The following is an 18,757-nucleotide window of genomic DNA, read 5'->3' on the forward strand; positions in this document are numbered from 1 at the left end:
CTTCGCAGCACAAGGCTGCTCCTACAGGTACTGCGTATTGCCTGAACGCGGATGCTTCAGTTCGAAGGTTCCGGGTCGCGCTTGCGCTTGTTGCCCATGCGCACGCCAATGTCCATCAGGAACTGGAAGAAGCCTTCCTGGTCCTCCAGCACATTGCTCCAGAACGGCGAGTGGTACAGCGCCACGGCGCCGTGCACCAGCGCCCAGGCGGCGCAATAGTGGAAATACGGCGGCACGTCTTCGAGCTTGCCTTCGCTGATACGGCCCTTGATCAGCTGGGTCAGGCGGTCGAAGTTGGAGGCACGTATGCTGTGCAGCTGCTCGACCATTTCCGGTACCTGGTTGCCCTTGACCACCTTTTCTTCCAGGCGGTCGAACAGCCGGTAACGCTGCGGATCGCGCATGCGGAACTCGAAGTAGGCTCGCGACAGGGCTTCCTTGTCGCGATCGACGTCGGCCGAATGCAACAGCTCGTTCAGGTCGCGCTCGTAGTCGAGCATCAGGCGCAGGTAGATCTCCGCCTTGGACTTGAAGTGCTTGTAGATCGTGCCTTTGCCGATGCCCACGGCGTCGGCGATCATCTCGACGGTGACGCTGTCTTCCCCCTGTTCGAGAAACAGCTTGAGCGCGGTGTCGAGGATTTCCTGTTCGCGACGGCGAAACTCACGGACCTTACGAGGTTCTTTCTGCATAGGAAGGACTGGATGACAATCGAAGCGGTTTATTATGCCTAACTTGCAAGAAATTGCACGGATCATCCAAGCATGTCTGTGTTTCACGATGCTTATGGCCATGCGCTGCGGGAGGAATGGAACGTGGGCGTATTCCAAATTTGTTTAAAAATCGATCAATATGCACTGGCACTGCGCCAAAGCTGACTAATACTTGAAGTGTTGGCGCGGCGCATCCCCCCCAAGTGGCGCGCCGATAAAGGTGCTCAGGGACCGCGTACCTTTGTTTTACTCCTAATGGTCTTAACCCGGATTCCCCCCCCAGAACCCGGGTTTTTTTTGGGTGTTTCGAGGGGAAATGAAGCCGGGGGTTCAGGTTTGGGGTTGGTGGGGATTGCATGAGGAACACCAGGCGCCCGCCAACCCTTCGAGTCAGGCCACCCGCGCCAACGGGAACAAGCGCTTGAAATTGGCAGTGGTCTGTTCGGCCAACTGCTCATAACTGGCCCCGCGCAACGAAGCCACGTACTCCGCCACCTCACGCACATACTGCGGCAAATTCGGCTTGCCGCGATACGGAATCGGCGCCAGGTACGGCGAATCCGTTTCCACCAGCAAACGATCGACCGGCACCTGCCGCGCCACTTCACGCAGGGCATCGGCATTGCGGAAGGTAACGATGCCAGACAACGAAATGTAATACCCCAGGTCCAGCGCCGCCTTGGCCATGTCCCAGTCTTCGGTGAAGCAGTGCAGCACGCCGGCCTGCGGCAGGTTGGCCTCGCGCAGCAGCGCCAGGGTATCGGCACGCGCCGCACGGGTATGCACGATCACCGGCTTGCCGGTCTGCCGCGAGGCCTCCAGGTGCAGGCGGAACGAGGCTTGCTGCAACTCGGCTGCTTCCGGCTCGTAGTGGTAATCCAGCCCGGTTTCACCAATCGCCACCACATGCGGGTGAGCCAGCTCGCGCAGCAGCCATTCCAGCGCCGGCGTTTCGCCCGGCGCCAGGTCCAGCGGGTGCACGCCCACAGAGCAATCGACATCGGCGTAACGCTCGCTCAGCGCCTTCACCGCACCAGCATTCTCGGCACTGACGCCAATACACAGGAAATGCCCGACCCCGCGCTCACGCGCCGCCTGCAGGGCAGCATCGAGGGAGCCCTGATGGGCGCTCAGGTCAAGACGGTCGAGGTGGCAATGGGAATCTACGAGCATGGGATAACGACACACATGAAAAAATGAAAATCAGCGGGCGCCCGGCAACTGCAGCCAGTGGGCCAGCAGCGATTCAAGCAGCAGGGCGCGGTTGAGGTTGGCCTTGCCCAGCACCTTCTGGCGCTGCTCCAGGATCCATGCCTGCACCTCCAGCACCTTGGCCTGGCGGCTCTTCTGCGCCAGGTACTGCACCACCTTGCGCATATCGGCCAAGCCTAGCCCTTCCTCGTCCTGGGTCAATTGGTAGCGCAGAATCAGGTGCGCCCAATCGCAGAACCAGTCGAACAGCAGCAACAGCGGTACACCGTTCCAGGCATCGGCCAGCTGGCTGGGCGATTGCTGTTGCTTGAGCAGTTTCTTCACCCCGTCGGTGACCAGCGCACGCTGCTCTCGCACGCCTTGCGCCTGCAAGCTGACCGCCATCAGCGGCGAACCGGCAGCCAGGGTCAGCAACTCGTCGCGCTCGGTCTCGTCACTGTCGGGCAGCGCGCCGGCCAGCCAGGCTTGGCTCTGGGCCAGGCTGGGCTGCGGGCAGGCGACCTGCTGGCAACGGCTCTTGATGGTCGGCAACAGACGGCTGGGCTGGTGGGTGACCAGCAGCAACACGGTATCACCGGAGGGCTCTTCGAGGCTCTTGAGCAGGGCGTTGGAGGCGTTGACGTTCATCGCCTCCACTGGCTCGATCAGCACCACCTTGCGCCCACCCAGCTGCGCGGTCTGCACCACGAAGGCCACCAGCTCGCGTACCTGATCTACCTTGATAGGCTTGTCAGCTTCTTCGGGCTCGAGTACGAAGTTGTCCGGATGGCTGCCGGCCTTGAGCAGCAGACAGGACTTGCACGCGCCACAGGCCTCCAGGCCCTGGGGCTGCTGGCACAGCAGGCGGGCCATCAGGCGCTCGGCCAAGGCCCGCTTGCCGATACCCTGCGGCCCATGCAGCAGGTAGGCGTGAGCGTGCTGGCTGCGGCCGGCCAGCTGCTGCCAGAGGGCCTGCTGCCAGGGATAGGCCTCAGCCACGGCAACGCTCCACGATGCCTGGTAGCAACGCATCGATGGAGCGCTGCACGGCCTCCAGAGGCTGGGCGGCATCAAGCAGGGTATAGCGCTGTGGTTCGTGGCCGGCGCGCTGCAGGTAGGCCTGGCGCACTGCTTCGAAGAACGCCTGGCCTTCCTGCTCGAAACGGTCCAGGCGGCCGCGGGCGGCGGCGCGGGCCAGGCCCACTTCGACCGGCAGATCGAAGACCAGAGTCAGGTCCGGGCGCAGGTCGCCCTGGACGAATTGCTCCAGGATGGCGATACGCTCGACTGGCAAACCACGCCCGCCGCCCTGGTAGGCGTATGTCGCATCGGTAAACCTGTCACACAAGACTACGGCCCCGCGGGCCAGCGCCGGCCGGATCACCTGCGCCAGGTGCTGGGCACGCGCAGCGAACACCAGCAACAGTTCGGTGTCGGCCGCCATGCTTTCATCGCTGGGCGCCAGCAGCAGCTCACGCACCTTTTCGGCCAGCGGCGTGCCGCCAGGCTCACGGGTCAGCACTACGTCCAGGCCCTGCTCGCACAGGCGCGCAGCCAGGTAGTCGCGGTTGGTGCTCTTGCCCGCACCTTCCGGGCCTTCCAAAGTAATAAACAAGCCGCTCACAGGCAGTCCTTAATGTTGTTCGTCAGGCATCGGCCGTTCGGCCGCTTGCGCGCCGCCGGCAGGGGCGTCCTGCACAGGCGGCTGGTCGGGCGCGGGCTGCGCGGTAGACTCGTCGGCAGGGGCTTCGGGATGTTCGGCCTCGTCGGTACCTGATTGTGGTTGTGGCTCTGGCTGCGATTGCGGCGCGGGGCTGGAGCGGTAGTCCGCACGGCGCTTGAGCTGGAACTCGCGCACCGCCGAGTTGTGGTCGTCGAGGTCGTCGGAAAACACGTGGCTGCCATCGCCACGGGCAACGAAGTACAGGCTGGTGCCATCGGACGGGTTGAGCGCCGCGTGAATCGCTTCGCGACCGACCATGGCGATCGGGGTCGGCGGCAGGCCGGTGATGGTGTAGGTGTTGTAGGGCGTCGGCTCGCGCAGGTCGGCGCGGGTGATCTTGCCGTTGTAGCGCTCACCCATGCCGTAGATCACCGTCGGGTCGGTCTGCAGCATCATGCCCAGGCGCAGGCGCCGCACGAAAACGCCGGCGATCTGCCCGCGCTCCTGAGGAATGCCGGTCTCCTTCTCTACCAGCGAAGCCATGATCAGCGCCTGGTACGGGTCGCGGTATGGCAGGTCGGTGGTGCGCTCGGCCCACTCCTTGGCCAGCACTTCGTCCAGGCGCATATAGGCCTGTTGCAGCAACTCGACGTCGCTCATGCCGCGCACGAAGCGGTAGGTGTCCGGGAAGAAGCGCCCTTCGGGGAACACCCCGGTATGGCCGAGCTTGTCCATCACTTCCGAATCGGACAGCCCGTCCAGGGTGTGCTTGATCTTTTCATGCTTGGCCACGGCCGCGCGCACCTGGCGGAAGGTCCAGCCTTCGACCAGGGTGAGGTTGTACTGCACCACGTCGGCCCGACGCCAGGCATCGAACAGCTGCTCCACGGTCATGCCGGGGGTCAGGCGATACTCACCGGTGTGCAGAGGGGTGCCGGCCATGTTGAAACGCCAGTACAGGCGCAACCAGACGGCGTCGTCGAGCAACCCTTCGTTCTGCATGCGATAGAACATGCGGTTGGGGGTGGTGCCATTGGGCACGTCCAGCAGGCGCTCCTGCGTCACGTGCAGAGGCTGCTCCAGGACCGAGTTGACCTTCCAGGCCGACCAGCCCACGGCAAGGCCGGCGAGGATCAAGCCCATTTCCAGCAGCAGCAGGAATTTACGTCTCACGAATTCAGGTTTCCAGTAACGTACGGGCAACGGCCTGCAGTTTACGGGTGAGCGGGCCCGGCGACCAGTTTAGCTCGGCAACGCCTCGCACGGGCCAGACACCGTAGACGCTGTTGCAGACAAATACTTCATCTGCCTGCTCCAGAGCGTCGAACGGCAGGTCGCAGACCTGCACCGGGATGCCCTGCAGCACTGCCTGTTCCAGCAACGCGCCCCGCATCACGCCAGCGACGCCACAGCGGCTGAGGTCAGCCGTGAACAGCGCGCCATCGCGCACCAGGAACAGATTGCTGTACACACCTTCGATCACCCTGCCCTGCCCATCACGCATCAGGCCTTCGGCATGTTCGCTGTCCTGCCATTCGGCACGGGCCAGCACCTGCTCCAGGCGGTTGAGGTGTTTGAGGCCGGCCAGCAGCGGTTGTTCCCCAAGCCGGGTCTGGCATGGAAACAGTCGCACGCCCTGCTCGGCATTTTCGACAGGATAGCTGGGCAACGGGCTGCCCTGCAGAATACGCCGCGGCGCGGCACCGGCAACCGGTGCGTAACCGCGCTGGCTGTCACCACGAGTAAGGATGAGTTTGGCTACGCCATCACCGAGCTGGCTGGCATAGCGCAGGAGTTCGTCGCGTACCAGCGCCAGGTCGGTACTGATCGCCAGGCGCTGGCAACCCAGCGCCAGGCGTGCGAGGTGGCCGTCCAGCAAGCTGGGCCGGCCGTCGCGCACGGCGATGGTCTCGAATAGCCCATCGCCGTAGGCCAGGCCGCGGTTCTGCAGGTTGACTGCAGCCGCCGGCTGGCCATCGATCCAGCTTTGCATCAACCGGCGAACCGGCGGAATACCAGCGAACCGTTGGTACCGCCAAAGCCGAACGAGTTGGACAGCACCACATCGATCGGCATGCTGCGCGCCTGGTGCGGCACGAAGTCGAGGTCGCAGCCTTCGTCCGGCTCGTCCAGGTTGATGGTGGGCGGAGCCATCTGACTGTTGATCGCCAACACGCTGAAGATCGCTTCTACGGCACCGGCGGCGCCCAGCAGGTGGCCGGTCATCGACTTGGTCGAGCTGACCGCCAGCTTGTAGGCATGCTCACCGAACACGCGCTTGATCGCCGCCACTTCGGCCACGTCGCCAGCAGGGGTCGAGGTGCCATGGGCGTTGATGTAGCTGACCTCTTCCGGCTGGATGCCGGCATCGCGCAAGGCGTTGGCCATGCAACGGGCAGCACCTTCACCAGTGTCGGGCGGCGAAGTCATGTGGTAAGCGTCACCGCTCATGCCGAACCCGACCAGTTCGGCATAGATGGTCGCGCCGCGGGCCTTGGCATGTTCCAGTTCTTCGAGCACCAGGGCACCAGCACCGTCGGACAGCACGAAGCCGTCACGGCCCTTGTCCCACGGGCGGCTGGCCCGGGTCGGCTCGTCGTTGCGAGTGGACAGTGCACGGGAGGCACCGAAGCCGCCCATGCCCAGGCCGCAGGCGGCCATTTCGGCGCCGCCAGCGATCATCACGTCGGCTTCACCGTAGGCAATGTTGCGCGCAGCCATGCCGATGCAGTGGGTACCAGTGGTGCAGGCAGTGGCGATGGCGTAGTTCGGCCCTTGCAGCCCCAAGTGGATCGACAGGAAGCCGGAGATCATGTTGATGATCGAGCCAGGCACGAAGAAAGGCGAAATACGACGCGGCCCCGAATCGTGCAGGGTGCGGCTGGTTTCTTCGATGTTGGTCAGGCCGCCGATACCCGAGCCCATGGCCACGCCAATACGCTGGCGGTTGGCGTCGGTGACTTCCAGGCCGGCATTACGCACTGCCTGGAACCCGGCCGCCAGGCCGTACTGGATGAACAGGTCGAGCTTGCGGGCCTCTTTGGCCGACAGGTATTGCTCGACCTCGAAGCCTTTCACCGAGCCGCCAAAACGGGTGGAGTAGGCAGACAGATCCGTGTGTTCGATCGGACCGATGCCACTGCGGCCAGCCAGAATGCCCTGCCAGGTGCTCGGTACATCAGTACCCAGTGGCGACAGCATACCCATACCGGTGACCACGACGCGTCTACGCGACACAGTACTCTCCTTTTCTAATGACAGAGTTTCTTGCCATTGCATTCAAGCGATGGAATGAAATGGCAACAAGCTCTTGATACCCGGTGAACGAGACCAACCTGCAAAACGCAGGGTGCTCGCAAAGAAAAAACCGCACGCCGGCAAAGGCAGTGCGGTTTTTCCCGACAAGAAGCGTCGACTACAGCGTCTTAGGCCTGGTGGGCTTTGACGTAGTCTACGGCAGCTTGAACGGTAGTGATCTTCTCGGCTTCTTCGTCAGGGATTTCGGTCTCGAATTCCTCTTCCAGAGCCATCACCAGCTCAACGGTGTCAAGCGAATCGGCACCCAGGTCATCGACGAAGGACTTCTCGAGAGTCACTTCCTCTTCCTTGACGCCCAGTTGCTCGGCGACGATTTTCTTGACGCGTTCTTCGATGGTGCTCATACCTAGTTTTCACTCCTAATGGACATATGTCAGGCAGCTGGCCGGTGGCTAATTTTATAGAAAGACGTTCGCTTTTCAAGCTAAACACGCCTTCACACCAACCCCCACACCCACTGCCTGGAATCTGGTTGCAGCTTTATAACGGATTTTAGGCTCGCAGTATGACTCTTTTTTTACGAAATCCGTCACATTGAGTTGCAGTGTTACATGTACATCCCGCCGTTGACCGGCACGGTAGCGCCGGTTACGTAGGCTGCGCCGTCGGATGCCAGGAACGAAACGACCTTGGCAATTTCGTCGGCCTGGCCCAGGCGGCCCAGCGGGATCTGGGTCTGCAGCGCTTCACGCTGCGCTTCTGGCAGCTCGCGGGTCATGTCGGTGTCGATGAAGCCCGGGGTCACCGAGTTGACGGTGATGCCACGCGAGCCCACTTCACGCGCCAGGGCGCGGCTAAAGCCTTCCAGGCCGGCCTTGGCGGCCGCGTAGTTGGCCTGGCCGGCGTTGCCCATGGCACCGACGACCGAGCCGATGCTGATGATACGGCCCCATCGTGCCTTGGTCATGCCACGCAGCACGCCCTTGGACAGACGGTAGAGGCTGTTCAGGTTGGTATCGATCACGTCGAACCACTCGTCGTCCTTCATGCGCAGCATGAGGTTGTCACGGGTGATACCGGCGTTGTTGACCAGGATGGCCGGCGCGCCGAACTGCTCGCCGATGGCGGCCAGCACAGCTTCAACCGATTCGGCGCTGGTCACGTTCAGCTCCATGCCGGTACCGGTGATGCCGTGCTCTTTCAGCGTGGCAGCAATGCGCTCGGCGCCGGAAGCCGAAGTGGCGGTGCCGATCACGGTCGCGCCCTGGCGGCCCAGCTCGAGGGCGATGGCCTGGCCAATGCCACGGCTGGCGCCGGTGACTAGTGCAACTTTACCTTGCAGGCTCATGCAAGCTTCTCCAAATCAGGCCAGTGCCGCGCGGGTGGCGGCGACGGCGTCAGGGGTATTGAGGTTGTAGGTGGTCACACCATCGGCGCAACGCTTGTTCAGTCCGGCCAGGACCTTGCCCGGGCCGCACTCGACCAGGTTGACCGCACCGTTAGCGGCCAGGGTCTGCACGCATTCGACCCAGCGCACTGGCTGGTACAGCTGCGCCAGCAGGTCGTGCTTGAGGGCATTAAGGTCAGCGGCAACGGCAGCGGTGACGTTCTGCACCACGGGAATTTGCGGGGCGTGCCACTCGATGGCGTTGACCGACTCGGCAAAGCGCTCGGCAGCCGGCTTCATCAGCGCGCAGTGCGACGGCACGCTGACCGCCAGCGGCAGGGCGCGCTTGGCACCCTTTGCCTTGCACAGCTCGATGGCGCGATCGACGGCGGCCTTGTTGCCGGCGATGACCACTTGGCCTGGCGAGTTGAAGTTGACAGCGCTGACCACCTGGTCTTCGGCCGCTTCGGCGCAGATTTCCACGACCACGGCGTCGTCCAGGCCGAGAATGGCGGCCATGGCGCCATGGCCGGCGGGCACGGCTTCCTGCATCAGCTGGCCACGGCGCTCGACCAGGCGCACGGCATCTTTCAGGCTCAGGCTGCCGGCGGCAACCAGGGCGCTGTATTCACCCAGGCTGTGACCGGAGACGAAGGCCGGCTTGGCACCACCCTCCTCCAGCCACAGGCGCCACAGCGCGATGGAGGCGGTGAGAATGGCCGGCTGGGTCTTGTCGGTCTGGTTGAGTTGCTCTTCCGGGCCTTCCTGGACCAGCTTCCACAGGTCGTAACCGAGTGCCTCGGACGCTTCCTTGAAGGTTTCGATGATCACTGGCTTCTCGGCGCCGAGCTCGGCGAGCATGCCCAGCGACTGGGAACCTTGACCGGGAAAGACGAATGCGAGAGATGCAGACATTGAACAAGCCCTTATGATCTTGTCGTCGGATAGGGTGCGCCGGACATTAGCCAGACGCGGAATCTGAAAACTTGGATGGAGACGCGGACCAAGCGGTCACATTTAAGCACTTCAGCGGCGATATGCCTAAGGTCTTTATTCCTTCAGCACCGGCCCTTTCGCGGGTAAACCCGCTCCCACAGGGGCACCACAGACCTGAAGGTTATGGGGCACCTGTGGGAGCGGGTTTACCCGCGAAGAGGCCGGCACAGGCTACAACAGCAAATCTTCCAGCCGCCCATGCAAGCGCTGCGGCAGGTTTTCCTGGATCTCGATCAACGCCCGCTGGATGGCACTCTGGAAGCCCTGCACCCCCGCCGAGCCATGGCTCTTGATGACGATGCCCTGCAACCCCAGGAAACTCGCGCCATTGTGCCGCGCCGGTGCCAGGTCGGCCTGCAGGCGTTTGAGCAACGGCATGGCTACAGCCCCGGCTGCCCGCGACAACACGCCACCCTTGAACAACTGCTCGATGCGCGCACCGATCATCGTCGCCAGCCCCTCGCTCGACTTGAGCAGGATGTTGCCGACGAACCCGTCGCACACCACCACATCGGCTTCGCCGCGATACAACCCGTCACCTTCGACGAAGCCTATGTAGTTGAGCCCGCGGGCGTTCTGCAACAGACTGGCCGCCAGCTTGACCTGCTGGTTGCCCTTGATGTCCTCGGTACCGATGTTCAGCAGCGCCACGCGCGGCCGCTGCACACCCAGGGCCTGGGCCGCCACCGAGCCCATCACGGCGAACTGGTAGAGGTTCTCGGCGCTGCAGTCGACGTTGGCGCCAAGGTCGAGCAACTGGCAGTAACCGGCCTGGGTCGGGATCGCCGCCACCATGGCCGGCCGGTCGATACCTGGCAGTGTCTTGAGCACGAAACGCGAGAGCGCCATCAGCGCCCCGGTATTGCCGGCGCTGACGCAGGCCTCGGCCTTGCCGTCGCGCACCAGTTCGAGGGCGATGCGCATCGACGAGTCCGGCTTGCCGCGCAGCGCCTGGGATGGCCGCTCGTCCATACCGATCACCTCGCTGGCGGCCACGATTTGCAGGCGCGCGCGATCCGCAGCCGCAAGGCCGCTGACAAGATCTTCGAGGAGAGAGGGTTGACCGACGAGGGTCAGGTGCAGCGAGGGGGTAGCCGAAAGGCAGGCAATGCTAGCCTGGACAATGCTGCGGGGACCGAAGTCCCCGCCCATTGCGTCGATCGCGATGATCTGAGCGGACAAGGATTACTCGTCAGCGCCCTTGTCGACCACTTTGCGACCACGGTATACGCCTTCTGGCGAAACGTGGTGACGCAGGTGTACTTCACCGGTGGTTTTCTCTACCGACAGCGCGTTTTCCGACAGGGCGTCGTGCGAACGGCGCATGTCACGGGCAGAGCGGGATTTTTTGTTCTGCTGAACAGCCATAATTGATTAACTCCTAAACGTTTGGGTCACGCTTTAACTGCGCCAAAACACTGAACGGGTTGGACCGCGATACCTCGTCCTTGCTCGATTCGGGCTCGTCTGCGCCCGCCGGCTGCTGGCATTCTTCCGGATGATGAGCAGGCACGATTGGCAAGGCGAGCAGAAGCTCCTCCTCGATCAATGCCTGCAGATCCAAAGGATCTTCGCCCAGTTCCAGCACGTCATAGCCTTTCGGCAACGACTGGGTATTCGCACCCTCCTTCACCACGGCGTATGTACATTCGCTGTGGATCGGCAGGGTGACCAGCTCAAGACAACGCTGGCAAACCATCTTGACCTCGACGTCCAGCTCGCTGTGGATAACCACCACGTGCTGTTCATCTCGTTCAAAATCGAACTTCGCCTGCACCGTACCGACATTGTCGGAAAGCGGGTCGCAGAGTCTTTCCAAATCAGCGAGCTGCAGCGAACCGTTAAGGGTTACGCCACGATCGGCTAATTTGCGCGGGTCAACGTGAGGTGGAATCGGGTCATTCAACATAGGCGCAGCATTCTAGGGATGCCCCCCGCCCCTGTCAAAGGAAATTCGGCGGCATCGTGCGTGATAGAATTTGTTCAACCGATTCAGGAGTCTACCATGCTTCCTCTGTTACTGGCTTCCAGCTCTGCCTACCGCCGCGAACTGCTTGCACGCCTGCGCCTGCCCTTCACCTGGGCAAGCCCCGATATAGACGAGCGACGCCTGGATGACGAACCGGCGGCGGAGCTGGTGCGGCGGCTGGCCAGGCAAAAAGCCGAGGCCCTGGCAGGCAGCCACCCCGGGCACCTGATCATTGGTTCGGACCAGGTTGCGGTGCTGGGCGAGCAGGTACTGGGCAAGCCGCACACCTTCGAGCGGGCTTGCGAGCAACTGCTGGAGTGCAGCGGGCAGCAGGTGAGCTTCCTGACCGGGCTGGCGTTGCTGAACAGCGCCACCGGGCACTGCCAGGTGGACTGCGTGCCGTTTACCGTGACCCTGCGCGAACTGGACCGGCAGCGGGTGGAGCGCTATGTGGCGGCGGAACAGCCGCTGGACTGCGCTGGCAGCTTCAAGGCCGAGGGCCTGGGAGTGAGCCTGTTCCAGAGTACGCACGGGTGCGATGCGACCAGCCTGATCGGGCTGCCGCTGATTAGATTGGTGGATATGTTGACCAGAGAAGGGGTGGTGATTCCCTGAGATTTTGGGGCCGCGCTGCGGCCCTTCGCGGGCACGCCCGCTCCCACAGGCGTGTCGCAACCTGCGGGCCTTGCGCGATCCCTGTGGGAGCGGGCATGCCCGCGAAGGGGCGCAAAGCGCCCCCCCCCCCCCCCGGCAACCCGGATCAGCGCAACTGCGGCCCCTGGAAGCCCATCCACATCGCCAGGCGCTCAGCCACGCTGGCGCCAACGCGCTTGGAGAAGCGATCGAGCGCCGATTCCTGCACGGTGAAGTCCACCAACTCCTTCTCGCCCACGACCTCGCGCGCCACATAGCTGGCACTGCCCAGCCCATCCACCAGGCCCAGCTCCTTGGCCTGCTCGCCCGACCAGACCAGGCCACTAAACAGCTCCGGATGCTCCTTGTCCTTCAGGCGCTCACCCCGCCCCTGCTTGACCATGGCAATGAACTGCTGGTGCGTGGTATTCAGTACGCCCTGCCAGAACTCGGTCTCTTCCGGCTTCTGCGGCGAGAACGGATCGAGGAAGGCCTTGTGCTCGCCTGCAGTGTAGGTACGCCGCTCCACACCCAGCTTCTCCATGGTGCCGACAAAGCCATAACCGGCCGCCGTCACACCAATCGAGCCCACCAAGCTGGCCTTGTCGGCATAGATCTCGTCCGCCGCACTGGCGATGTAGTAGGCTCCGGAAGCCCCAAGATCAGCGATGACCGCATACAGCTTGATGGCCGGATATTCAGCCCGCAGACGGCGGATTTCGTCATACACGTAACCCGACTGCACCGGGCTGCCTCCCGGGCTGTTGATGCGCATCACCACAGCCTTGGTCTTGCTGTCCTTGAACGCCTCGCGCAGGCTCTTGACGATATTGTCGGCGCTGGCTGGCTCCTGGTCGGCAATCACCCCGCGCACCTCGACCAGCGCGGTATGGCTGGCACTGCGCGACGCCGCCTTGTCCATGTCCATCAACGGCGTGAACAGGATCAGGATGCCGAACAGGTAGACGAAGGTCAGCAACTTGAAGAAGATCCCCCAGCGTCGCGCCCGGCGCTGCTCCTGAACGCCTGCCAGCAGGGTCTTTTCCAGCAGTTTCCAGCTCTTGCGCTCTTCGCGCTCCTCGGGTTCGGCCTCGGGGGCTTTCCATTCGTCTGCCATGCTTACCTACCTTGGAAATGGAATTGCGGAACCACCCAGCCACTCACGCAACTGGGAAAAATGATCGATGCACACCTGCGGACCAAACTCGGCCAGTGCCTGCAGCGACATGGCACCATAGCCCACGGCCACCGAATGCATGCCGGCATTGCTGGCCATCTGCAGATCGAATGCCGAATCGCCAACCATCAGCGCACGCCCTGCTTCGACACCGCAATGCCCGAGAATTTCCTCGAGCATCAGCGGGTGCGGCTTGCCGCGAGTTTCGTCGGCGGCGCGAGTGATGTCGAAGAACTGCTCCCAGCCATTGGCCTTGAGCACCCGGTCCAGCCCGCGACGCGCCTTGCCGGTGGCCACCGCCAGGCGGTAACCCTCGGCACGGAAGGCATCCAGCGACTCGACCACGCCCTCGAACAGCGGCGAGGGCTGCTGGTCCAGAGCCATGTAGATATCGGCATAGTGCTGACGAAAACTTTCGACCTGAGCAGGCGCCAGGTGCGGGTACAGGGTGTGGATCGCCTCGCCCAGAGCCAGGCCGATGATGCCCTTGACCGCATCCTCGCTGCTTTGCGCCTCACCGGCACGCTCGGCGGCGGCGTTCATGGCCTCGACGATACGTCCGATCGAGTCGGCCAGCGTGCCGTCCCAGTCGAAGATCAGTAGCTCATAGCCTTTTTTCATGGATCAGGACGCACTCAGACGTTCAACGGTTTTCGCCCAGACTTCATCCACCGGCGCCTCGAGCTTCAGCTCGCCACCGTCCGGCAGCGGCACGGTCAGCGCATAGGCATGCAGGAACAGGCGCTTGCCGCCCAAGTCGCGAATTTCACGACTGAAGTCTTCGTCGCCGTACTTGCTGTCGCCAGCGATCATATGCCCGGCATGCAGGGTGTGCACACGGATCTGGTGGGTACGGCCAGTGATCGGGCGCGCCTCGACAATGGTGGCGAACTCGCCGAAGCGGCGCAGCACGCGGAACAGGGTCAGCGCCTCCTTGCCCTCGTCATTCACCTCGACCATGCGCTCACCGGAGCGCAGGTTGCTCTTGAGCAACGGCGCGCTGACCTGCTTCTTCGAGGTCGGCCAGTGGCCGCGCACCAGCGCCATGTAGCGCTTGTCGACACCGTCGCCACGCAATGCGGCGTGCAGGTGCCTCAGCATGCTGCGCTTCTTGGCGATCATCAGCAGGCCGGAGGTGTCGCGGTCCAGGCGGTGCACCAGCTCCAGCTCCTTGGCGTCCGGGCGCAACTGGCGCAGCGCCTCGATCACGCCGAAGCTCAGGCCGCTGCCGCCATGCACGGCGATGCCGGCCGGCTTGTTCATCACGATCAGCGCCTTGTCTTCGTAGACAATGGCCGCTTCCAGGCGCTGCAACAGGCCCTGGGCCACCGGCGCGGGCTCGTCACGCTCCGGCAGGCGGACGGGCGGTACCCGCACGATGTCGCCGGCCTGGATCTTGTACTCCGGCTTGACGCGGCCCTTGTTGACCCGTACTTCACCCTTGCGCAGGATGCGGTACACCAAGGTCTTGGGCACGCCCTTGAGGGCCGTGATGAGGAAATTGTCGATGCGTTGGCCGGCAAGCTCCGGCGCGACTTCGATCAGCTGAACGCCGGAAGTCGGAGGGGTATTGGTCGTCATGGCGGGATCATAACAATTTTTTATGGAATTGAAGCACTTAATCATTGCTGCTATAGTCGCGAACGCCGCCAAAAGCGGCAGGCCAGCGGCACCAGGCTCCGAGCCGGTCCCTGACCAACGCAATTCTCCAGGACGCGAGGCCGTCCTACGGGGTTTTCGCCAGTTTACCGAATTGCCTGGAATCGCCACCAGCGCTGTGTAGAGAAGACCGAAAAAAAACGACAAGTGCGGTGTTTCACCTGCTTACCCGATTCTTTTCGCTGCACCTCTGCCCGCCCCGTCGCTTCCACGCAACGCCCGGCGAATGCTTCGGAAATACCTGCCTTGGACATGAATGGCGCCAGCGCAGAACCTGCGCTGGCGAAAAATGCAACCCGTTGCGGATTCAGCGCGCGGCAGCACCCGAATTATCAGGGATACGTGCAGGGTGGAGATGCACAGCCCTCGGACCGTGTAGCACCGCGTCCGGCCTACCAGCCCACTGAGCGGCTGGCGAGCGGATAAGGTCCTGAACAGATGCCCCCGGGCGTCCACGGCTGACGGTTGATTCCTCCTCCTGACTGAGTGCACAAGGCCCGCTTGGTTGATTCGGATTCCAATTCGAAGCCACCGGGGCCTTGTTGGCACCGCAGCAAACAGGACGCGTCGTCGCGACAACGGCAGGCTGGGCAACCGGCTGGTGCCGAACGTTGCTCGACACGGGGGTGGCCCGGCCACCCTTTGCGCACCTTGGCACCGACCATGAGACGTCGTGTGTGCCGAACGCCGTTTCCGGCAGCCCGGAAACCGACGGTACAACATGAAAAGAATGCTGATTAACGCGACTCAACCCGAAGAGTTGCGTGTAGCCCTGGTGGACGGCCAACGTCTCTACGACCTGGACATCGAGTCCGGCGCGCGCGAGCAGAAAAAGGCCAACATCTACAAAGGCAAGATCACCCGCATCGAACCCAGCCTCGAAGCCGCCTTCGTCGACTTCGGCTCCGAACGTCACGGCTTCCTGCCGCTGAAAGAAATCTCCCGCGAATACTTCAAGAAAGCCCCCGAAGGGCGGGTCAACATCAAGGAAGTACTGAGCGAAGGCCAGGAAGTCATCGTCCAGGTCGAGAAGGAAGAGCGTGGCAACAAAGGCGCCGCCCTCACCACCTTCATCAGCCTGGCGGGCCGCTACCTGGTACTGATGCCAAACAACCCGCGTGCCGGTGGCATTTCCCGCCGCATCGAAGGCGAAGAGCGCAACGAACTGCGTGAAGCCCTGAACGGCCTGACCGTGCCGGGCGACATGGGCCTGATCGTGCGCACTGCCGGCCTTGGCCGCAGCAGCGAAGAAATGCAGTGGGACCTCGACTACCTGCTGCAACTGTGGACCGCCATCAAGGAAGCGTCCCAGGACCGCGCCGCGCCATTCCTGATCTACCAGGAAAGCAACGTCATCATCCGCGCCATCCGCGACTATCTGCGCCAGGACATCGGCGAAGTGCTGATCGACAGCATCGATGCCCAGGAAGAAGCCCTGACCTTCATCCGCCAGGTCATGCCGCAGTACGCCAGCAAGGTGAAGCTCTACGAAGACAGCGTGCCGCTGTTCAACCGCTTCCAGATCGAAAGCCAGATCGAGACCGCCTTCCAGCGCGTGGTCGACCTGCCGTCCGGCGGTTCGATCGTGATCGACCCGACCGAAGCCCTGGTGTCGATCGACATCAACTCGGCGCGCGCCACCAAAGGCAGCGACATCGAAGAAACCGCCCTGCAGACCAACCTGGAAGCGGCCGAGGAAATCGCCCGCCAGCTGCGCCTGCGTGACATCGGCGGCCTGATCGTCATCGACTTCATCGACATGACCCCGGCGAAAAACCAGCGCGCCGTCGAAGAACGTGTTCGCGAGTGCCTGGAAGCCGACCGCGCCCGCGTCCAGGTCGGCCGCATCTCGCGCTTCGGCCTGCTGGAAATGTCCCGTCAGCGCCTGCGCCCGTCGCTGGGCGAAAGCAGCGGCATCGTCTGCCCACGCTGCTCCGGCACCGGCATCATCCGTGACGTCGAATCGCTGTCGCTGGCCATCCTGCGCCTGATCGAAGAAGAGGCCCTGAAGGACCGCACCGCCGAAGTTCGCGCCCAGGTGCCGATCCCGGTGGCTGCCTTCCTGCTCAACGAGAAGCGCAACTCGATCACCAAGATCGAACTGCGTACCCGTGCGCGCATCATCATCCTGCCGAACGATCACCTGGAAACCCCGCACTTCGAAGTCCAGCGCCTGCGCGACGACAACCCGGAAGTGCTGAGCAACCAGTCCAGCTACGAGATCGCCGCCGCCGAAGCCGAAGAAGCGCCGCAGCCGACCGCCACCCGCACCCTGGTTCGCCAGGAAGCCGCAGTCAAGACCGCCCCGGCCCGCGCCAACGCGCCGGTACCGGCCACTGTCGAAGAACCGCAGCCAGCCGCACCGGTCGCCCCTGCCCCGGTCGCCCCGGAGCCAAGCCTGTTCAAGGGCCTGGTGAAGTCGCTGGTAAGCCTGTTCGCCGGCAAGGAAGAGCCTGCCGCCGCGCCGGTTGTCACTGCCACCGAGAAGCCGGCCGCCGAGCGCAGCCCACGCAACGAAGAACGCCGCAACGGCCGCCAGCAAAGCCGCAACCGCAACGGCCGCCGCGACGAAGAGCGCAAGCCGCGTGAAGAGCGTGCCGAGCGTGCACCTCGTGAAGAACGTGCTCCTCGTGAAGAACGTGCCCCGCGCGAAGAGCGTGCACCACGTGAAGAACGCGCCCCACGCGAAGAGCGTGCACCGCGTGAAGAACGTGCTCCACGCGAAGAGCGTGCTCCACGCCAGCCACGCGAAGACCGCCGCGGCAACCGTGGCGAAGAGCGCGTGCGCGAACTGCGCGAGCCACTGGACGCCACCCCTGCCGAGCGTGAAGAACGTCAGCCGCGCGAGGAACGTGTAGCCCGTGAAGAACGTGCCCCACGTGAAGAGCGTGCACCTCGCGAGGAACGCGCACCACGTGAAGAGCGCGCACCTCGTGAAGAACGTGCTCCACGTGAAGAACGCGCACCTCGCGAAGAACGTGCTCCTCGTGAGGAACGTGCTCCTCGTGAAGAACGTGCTCCACGCGAAGAACGTGCCCCTCGCCCACCACGCGAAGAGCGTCAGCCACGCGTAGCCGAAGAAGCCGCCGAGCAGGCTGCCGAGCTGGCCGAAGAGCAACTGCCGAACGAGGAGCTGCTGCAGGACGAACAGGAAGGCACCGATGGCGAGCGCCCGCGCCGCCGTTCCCGTGGCCAGCGTCGTCGCAGCAACCGTCGTGAGCGTCAGCGCAACGCCAACGGCGAGCTGATCGATGGCAGCGAGGAAGAAGGCAGCGAAGAGCAGCCACAACAGCACCAAGCCACCGAGCTGGGTGCCGAACTGGCCGCCGGCCTGGCCGTGACTGCCGCTGTCGCCAGCAGCAACATCAGTGCCGACGCCGAAGCCCAGGCCAACCAGCAGGCCGAGCTTGCCACCGCCGAAGTCGCCCAGCCGGTCGAGCAGGCTGAGAAGTTCGAGCAGGTCGAAGCTGCCGCCAAGGCTGAAGAAGTGGCCGAGGCCCCAGTGGTCGAGCAGCCGGTCAGCGAGCCTGTAGCCGTGGTCGAAGCAACTGCCGAGCCAGTGGTCGAAGTCGCTCCGCAGCCAGCGGTCGACGAAGCACCTGCTGCCGAACCGGTAGTGGTTGCCGAAGCACCGGTCGAAGCGCCTGCCGTCGAAGCCGGTGAAATCGAGCAGGCCCCGACCGTGGTCGAAGCCGCTCCGGTTACCGAGCAACCTGCTCCGGTTGTCGAAACCCAGCCAGAAGTGGTGGCCGAGCCTGCACCAGTGGCCGTCGAGCCTGCACCGGTCGAAGCCCCTGCGGCGGTGGAACCTGCCACTGTCATGCTGGCCAACGGCCGTGCGCCGAACGACCCGCGTGAAGTGCGTCGCCGCAAGCGTGAGGCCGAGGCTGCCGCCAAGGCCGCACAGGAAGCTGCTGCAGCCACCGAGGAGCCAGCCCTGGAAGCCAGCGATGAGCAAAAGCCTCATCACGGTTGATAGCCAAGGCTGAATGAAAAAGCCCCGCCAGTTCGCACTGGCGGGGCTTTTTCTTGGCTGGGCGTTTTTCCTGTACCGGCCTCTTCGCGGGTAAACCCACAGGGCCCACCCCCAGGCCCAATGAAGTCCCTGTGG

The 18,757-nt window shown here is 63.6% G+C and carries 18 protein-coding genes; 2 read left to right on the forward strand and 16 right to left on the reverse strand.

Annotated elements, in window-relative coordinates; all coding sequences use genetic code 11:
- Window positions 1-56: 56 nt before the first annotated feature.
- From RR51_RS22315 to RR51_RS29625, 13 genes are all read right to left on the reverse strand, one after another.
- Window positions 57-692, reverse strand: a complete 636-nt coding sequence (locus RR51_RS22315; protein ID WP_003247170.1) for a TetR/AcrR family transcriptional regulator — start codon at window positions 690-692, stop codon at window positions 57-59.
- A gap of 411 nt (window positions 693-1,103) precedes the next feature.
- Window positions 1,104-1,886: a TatD family hydrolase gene (locus RR51_RS22320; RefSeq protein WP_013971582.1), complete on the reverse strand. Its 783-nt coding sequence runs from the start codon at window positions 1,884-1,886 to the stop codon at window positions 1,104-1,106.
- A gap of 30 nt (window positions 1,887-1,916) precedes the next feature.
- Complete coding sequence (locus tag RR51_RS22325; RefSeq protein WP_015269415.1) at window positions 1,917-2,903, reverse strand: DNA polymerase III subunit delta'; 987 nt, start codon at window positions 2,901-2,903, stop codon at window positions 1,917-1,919.
- Complete coding sequence (gene tmk, locus RR51_RS22330) at window positions 2,896-3,528, reverse strand: dTMP kinase (RefSeq protein WP_039614715.1); 633 nt, start codon at window positions 3,526-3,528, stop codon at window positions 2,896-2,898. The genes RR51_RS22325 and tmk overlap by 8 nt, the downstream gene beginning before the upstream one ends.
- A gap of 9 nt (window positions 3,529-3,537) precedes the next feature.
- A complete protein-coding gene (mltG, locus tag RR51_RS22335; RefSeq protein WP_039614716.1) occupies window positions 3,538-4,740 on the reverse strand; it encodes an endolytic transglycosylase MltG in 1,203 nt (400 codons plus the stop codon).
- Window positions 4,741-4,744: 4 nt separating this feature from the next.
- Window positions 4,745-5,560 (reverse strand): aminodeoxychorismate lyase, encoded by an 816-nt coding sequence (gene pabC, locus RR51_RS22340; RefSeq protein WP_039614717.1) that lies wholly within the window; start codon window positions 5,558-5,560, stop codon window positions 4,745-4,747.
- On the reverse strand, window positions 5,560-6,804 hold the full coding sequence (fabF, locus tag RR51_RS22345; RefSeq protein WP_015269411.1) for a beta-ketoacyl-ACP synthase II: 1,245 nt from the start codon (window positions 6,802-6,804) through the stop codon (window positions 5,560-5,562). Before fabF ends, pabC begins: the two co-directional genes overlap by 1 nt.
- Before the next feature lie 188 nt (window positions 6,805-6,992).
- A complete protein-coding gene (gene acpP, locus RR51_RS22350; RefSeq protein ID WP_013971576.1) occupies window positions 6,993-7,229 on the reverse strand; it encodes an acyl carrier protein in 237 nt (78 codons plus the stop codon).
- A gap of 203 nt (window positions 7,230-7,432) precedes the next feature.
- Window positions 7,433-8,173, reverse strand: coding sequence for a 3-oxoacyl-ACP reductase FabG (gene fabG, locus RR51_RS22355; protein WP_003247160.1), 741 nt, complete (start codon window positions 8,171-8,173; stop codon window positions 7,433-7,435).
- Window positions 8,174-8,188: 15 nt separating this feature from the next.
- A complete protein-coding gene (gene fabD / locus RR51_RS22360) occupies window positions 8,189-9,127 on the reverse strand; it encodes an ACP S-malonyltransferase (RefSeq protein ID WP_082044744.1) in 939 nt (312 codons plus the stop codon).
- A gap of 252 nt (window positions 9,128-9,379) precedes the next feature.
- Window positions 9,380-10,390, reverse strand: a complete 1,011-nt coding sequence (gene plsX, locus RR51_RS22365) for a phosphate acyltransferase PlsX (protein ID WP_082044745.1) — start codon at window positions 10,388-10,390, stop codon at window positions 9,380-9,382.
- A 3-nt stretch (window positions 10,391-10,393) separates the two neighbouring features.
- Window positions 10,394-10,576, reverse strand: a complete 183-nt coding sequence (rpmF, locus tag RR51_RS22370) for a 50S ribosomal protein L32 (protein ID WP_003247154.1) — start codon at window positions 10,574-10,576, stop codon at window positions 10,394-10,396.
- 13 nt (window positions 10,577-10,589) lie between these two features.
- Window positions 10,590-11,117 carry a YceD family protein gene (locus tag RR51_RS29625; protein ID WP_012313431.1) on the reverse strand — a complete coding sequence of 176 codons (528 nt, stop codon included), beginning with the start codon at window positions 11,115-11,117 and terminating at the stop codon, window positions 10,590-10,592.
- Between the two features lie 96 nt (window positions 11,118-11,213).
- On the opposite strand from RR51_RS29625, the gene RR51_RS22380 reads away from it, so the two are divergent.
- Complete coding sequence (locus tag RR51_RS22380; protein WP_039614719.1) at window positions 11,214-11,792, forward strand: Maf family protein; 579 nt, start codon at window positions 11,214-11,216, stop codon at window positions 11,790-11,792.
- A 145-nt stretch (window positions 11,793-11,937) separates the two neighbouring features.
- On the opposite strand, the gene sppA is transcribed toward RR51_RS22380, so the two are convergent.
- The 3 genes from sppA to rluC are packed head-to-tail and all read right to left on the reverse strand — an operon-like array spanning window position 11,938 to window position 14,568.
- Window positions 11,938-12,927 (reverse strand): signal peptide peptidase SppA, encoded by a 990-nt coding sequence (gene sppA / locus RR51_RS22385; RefSeq protein WP_039614720.1) that lies wholly within the window; start codon window positions 12,925-12,927, stop codon window positions 11,938-11,940.
- A 6-nt stretch (window positions 12,928-12,933) separates the two neighbouring features.
- The gene (locus tag RR51_RS22390) at window positions 12,934-13,608 is read right to left on the reverse strand and encodes an HAD family hydrolase (protein ID WP_039614721.1); all 675 of its coding nucleotides are present in this window, start codon (window positions 13,606-13,608) and stop codon (window positions 12,934-12,936) included.
- 3 nt (window positions 13,609-13,611) lie between these two features.
- Entirely contained in the window at window positions 13,612-14,568 is a 957-nt protein-coding gene (rluC, locus tag RR51_RS22395; RefSeq protein ID WP_013971570.1) for a 23S rRNA pseudouridine(955/2504/2580) synthase RluC, read from the reverse strand.
- A 799-nt stretch (window positions 14,569-15,367) separates the two neighbouring features.
- Between rluC and rne the strand changes: the two genes are divergently transcribed.
- The gene (gene rne, locus RR51_RS22400; RefSeq protein ID WP_177328680.1) at window positions 15,368-18,622 is read left to right on the forward strand and encodes a ribonuclease E; all 3,255 of its coding nucleotides are present in this window, start codon (window positions 15,368-15,370) and stop codon (window positions 18,620-18,622) included.
- Window positions 18,623-18,757 lie beyond the last annotated feature (135 nt).

Source organism: Pseudomonas sp. C5pp, assembly GCF_000814065.1.
Taxonomy (GTDB): Bacteria; Pseudomonadota; Gammaproteobacteria; order Pseudomonadales; family Pseudomonadaceae; genus Aquipseudomonas; species Aquipseudomonas asiatica.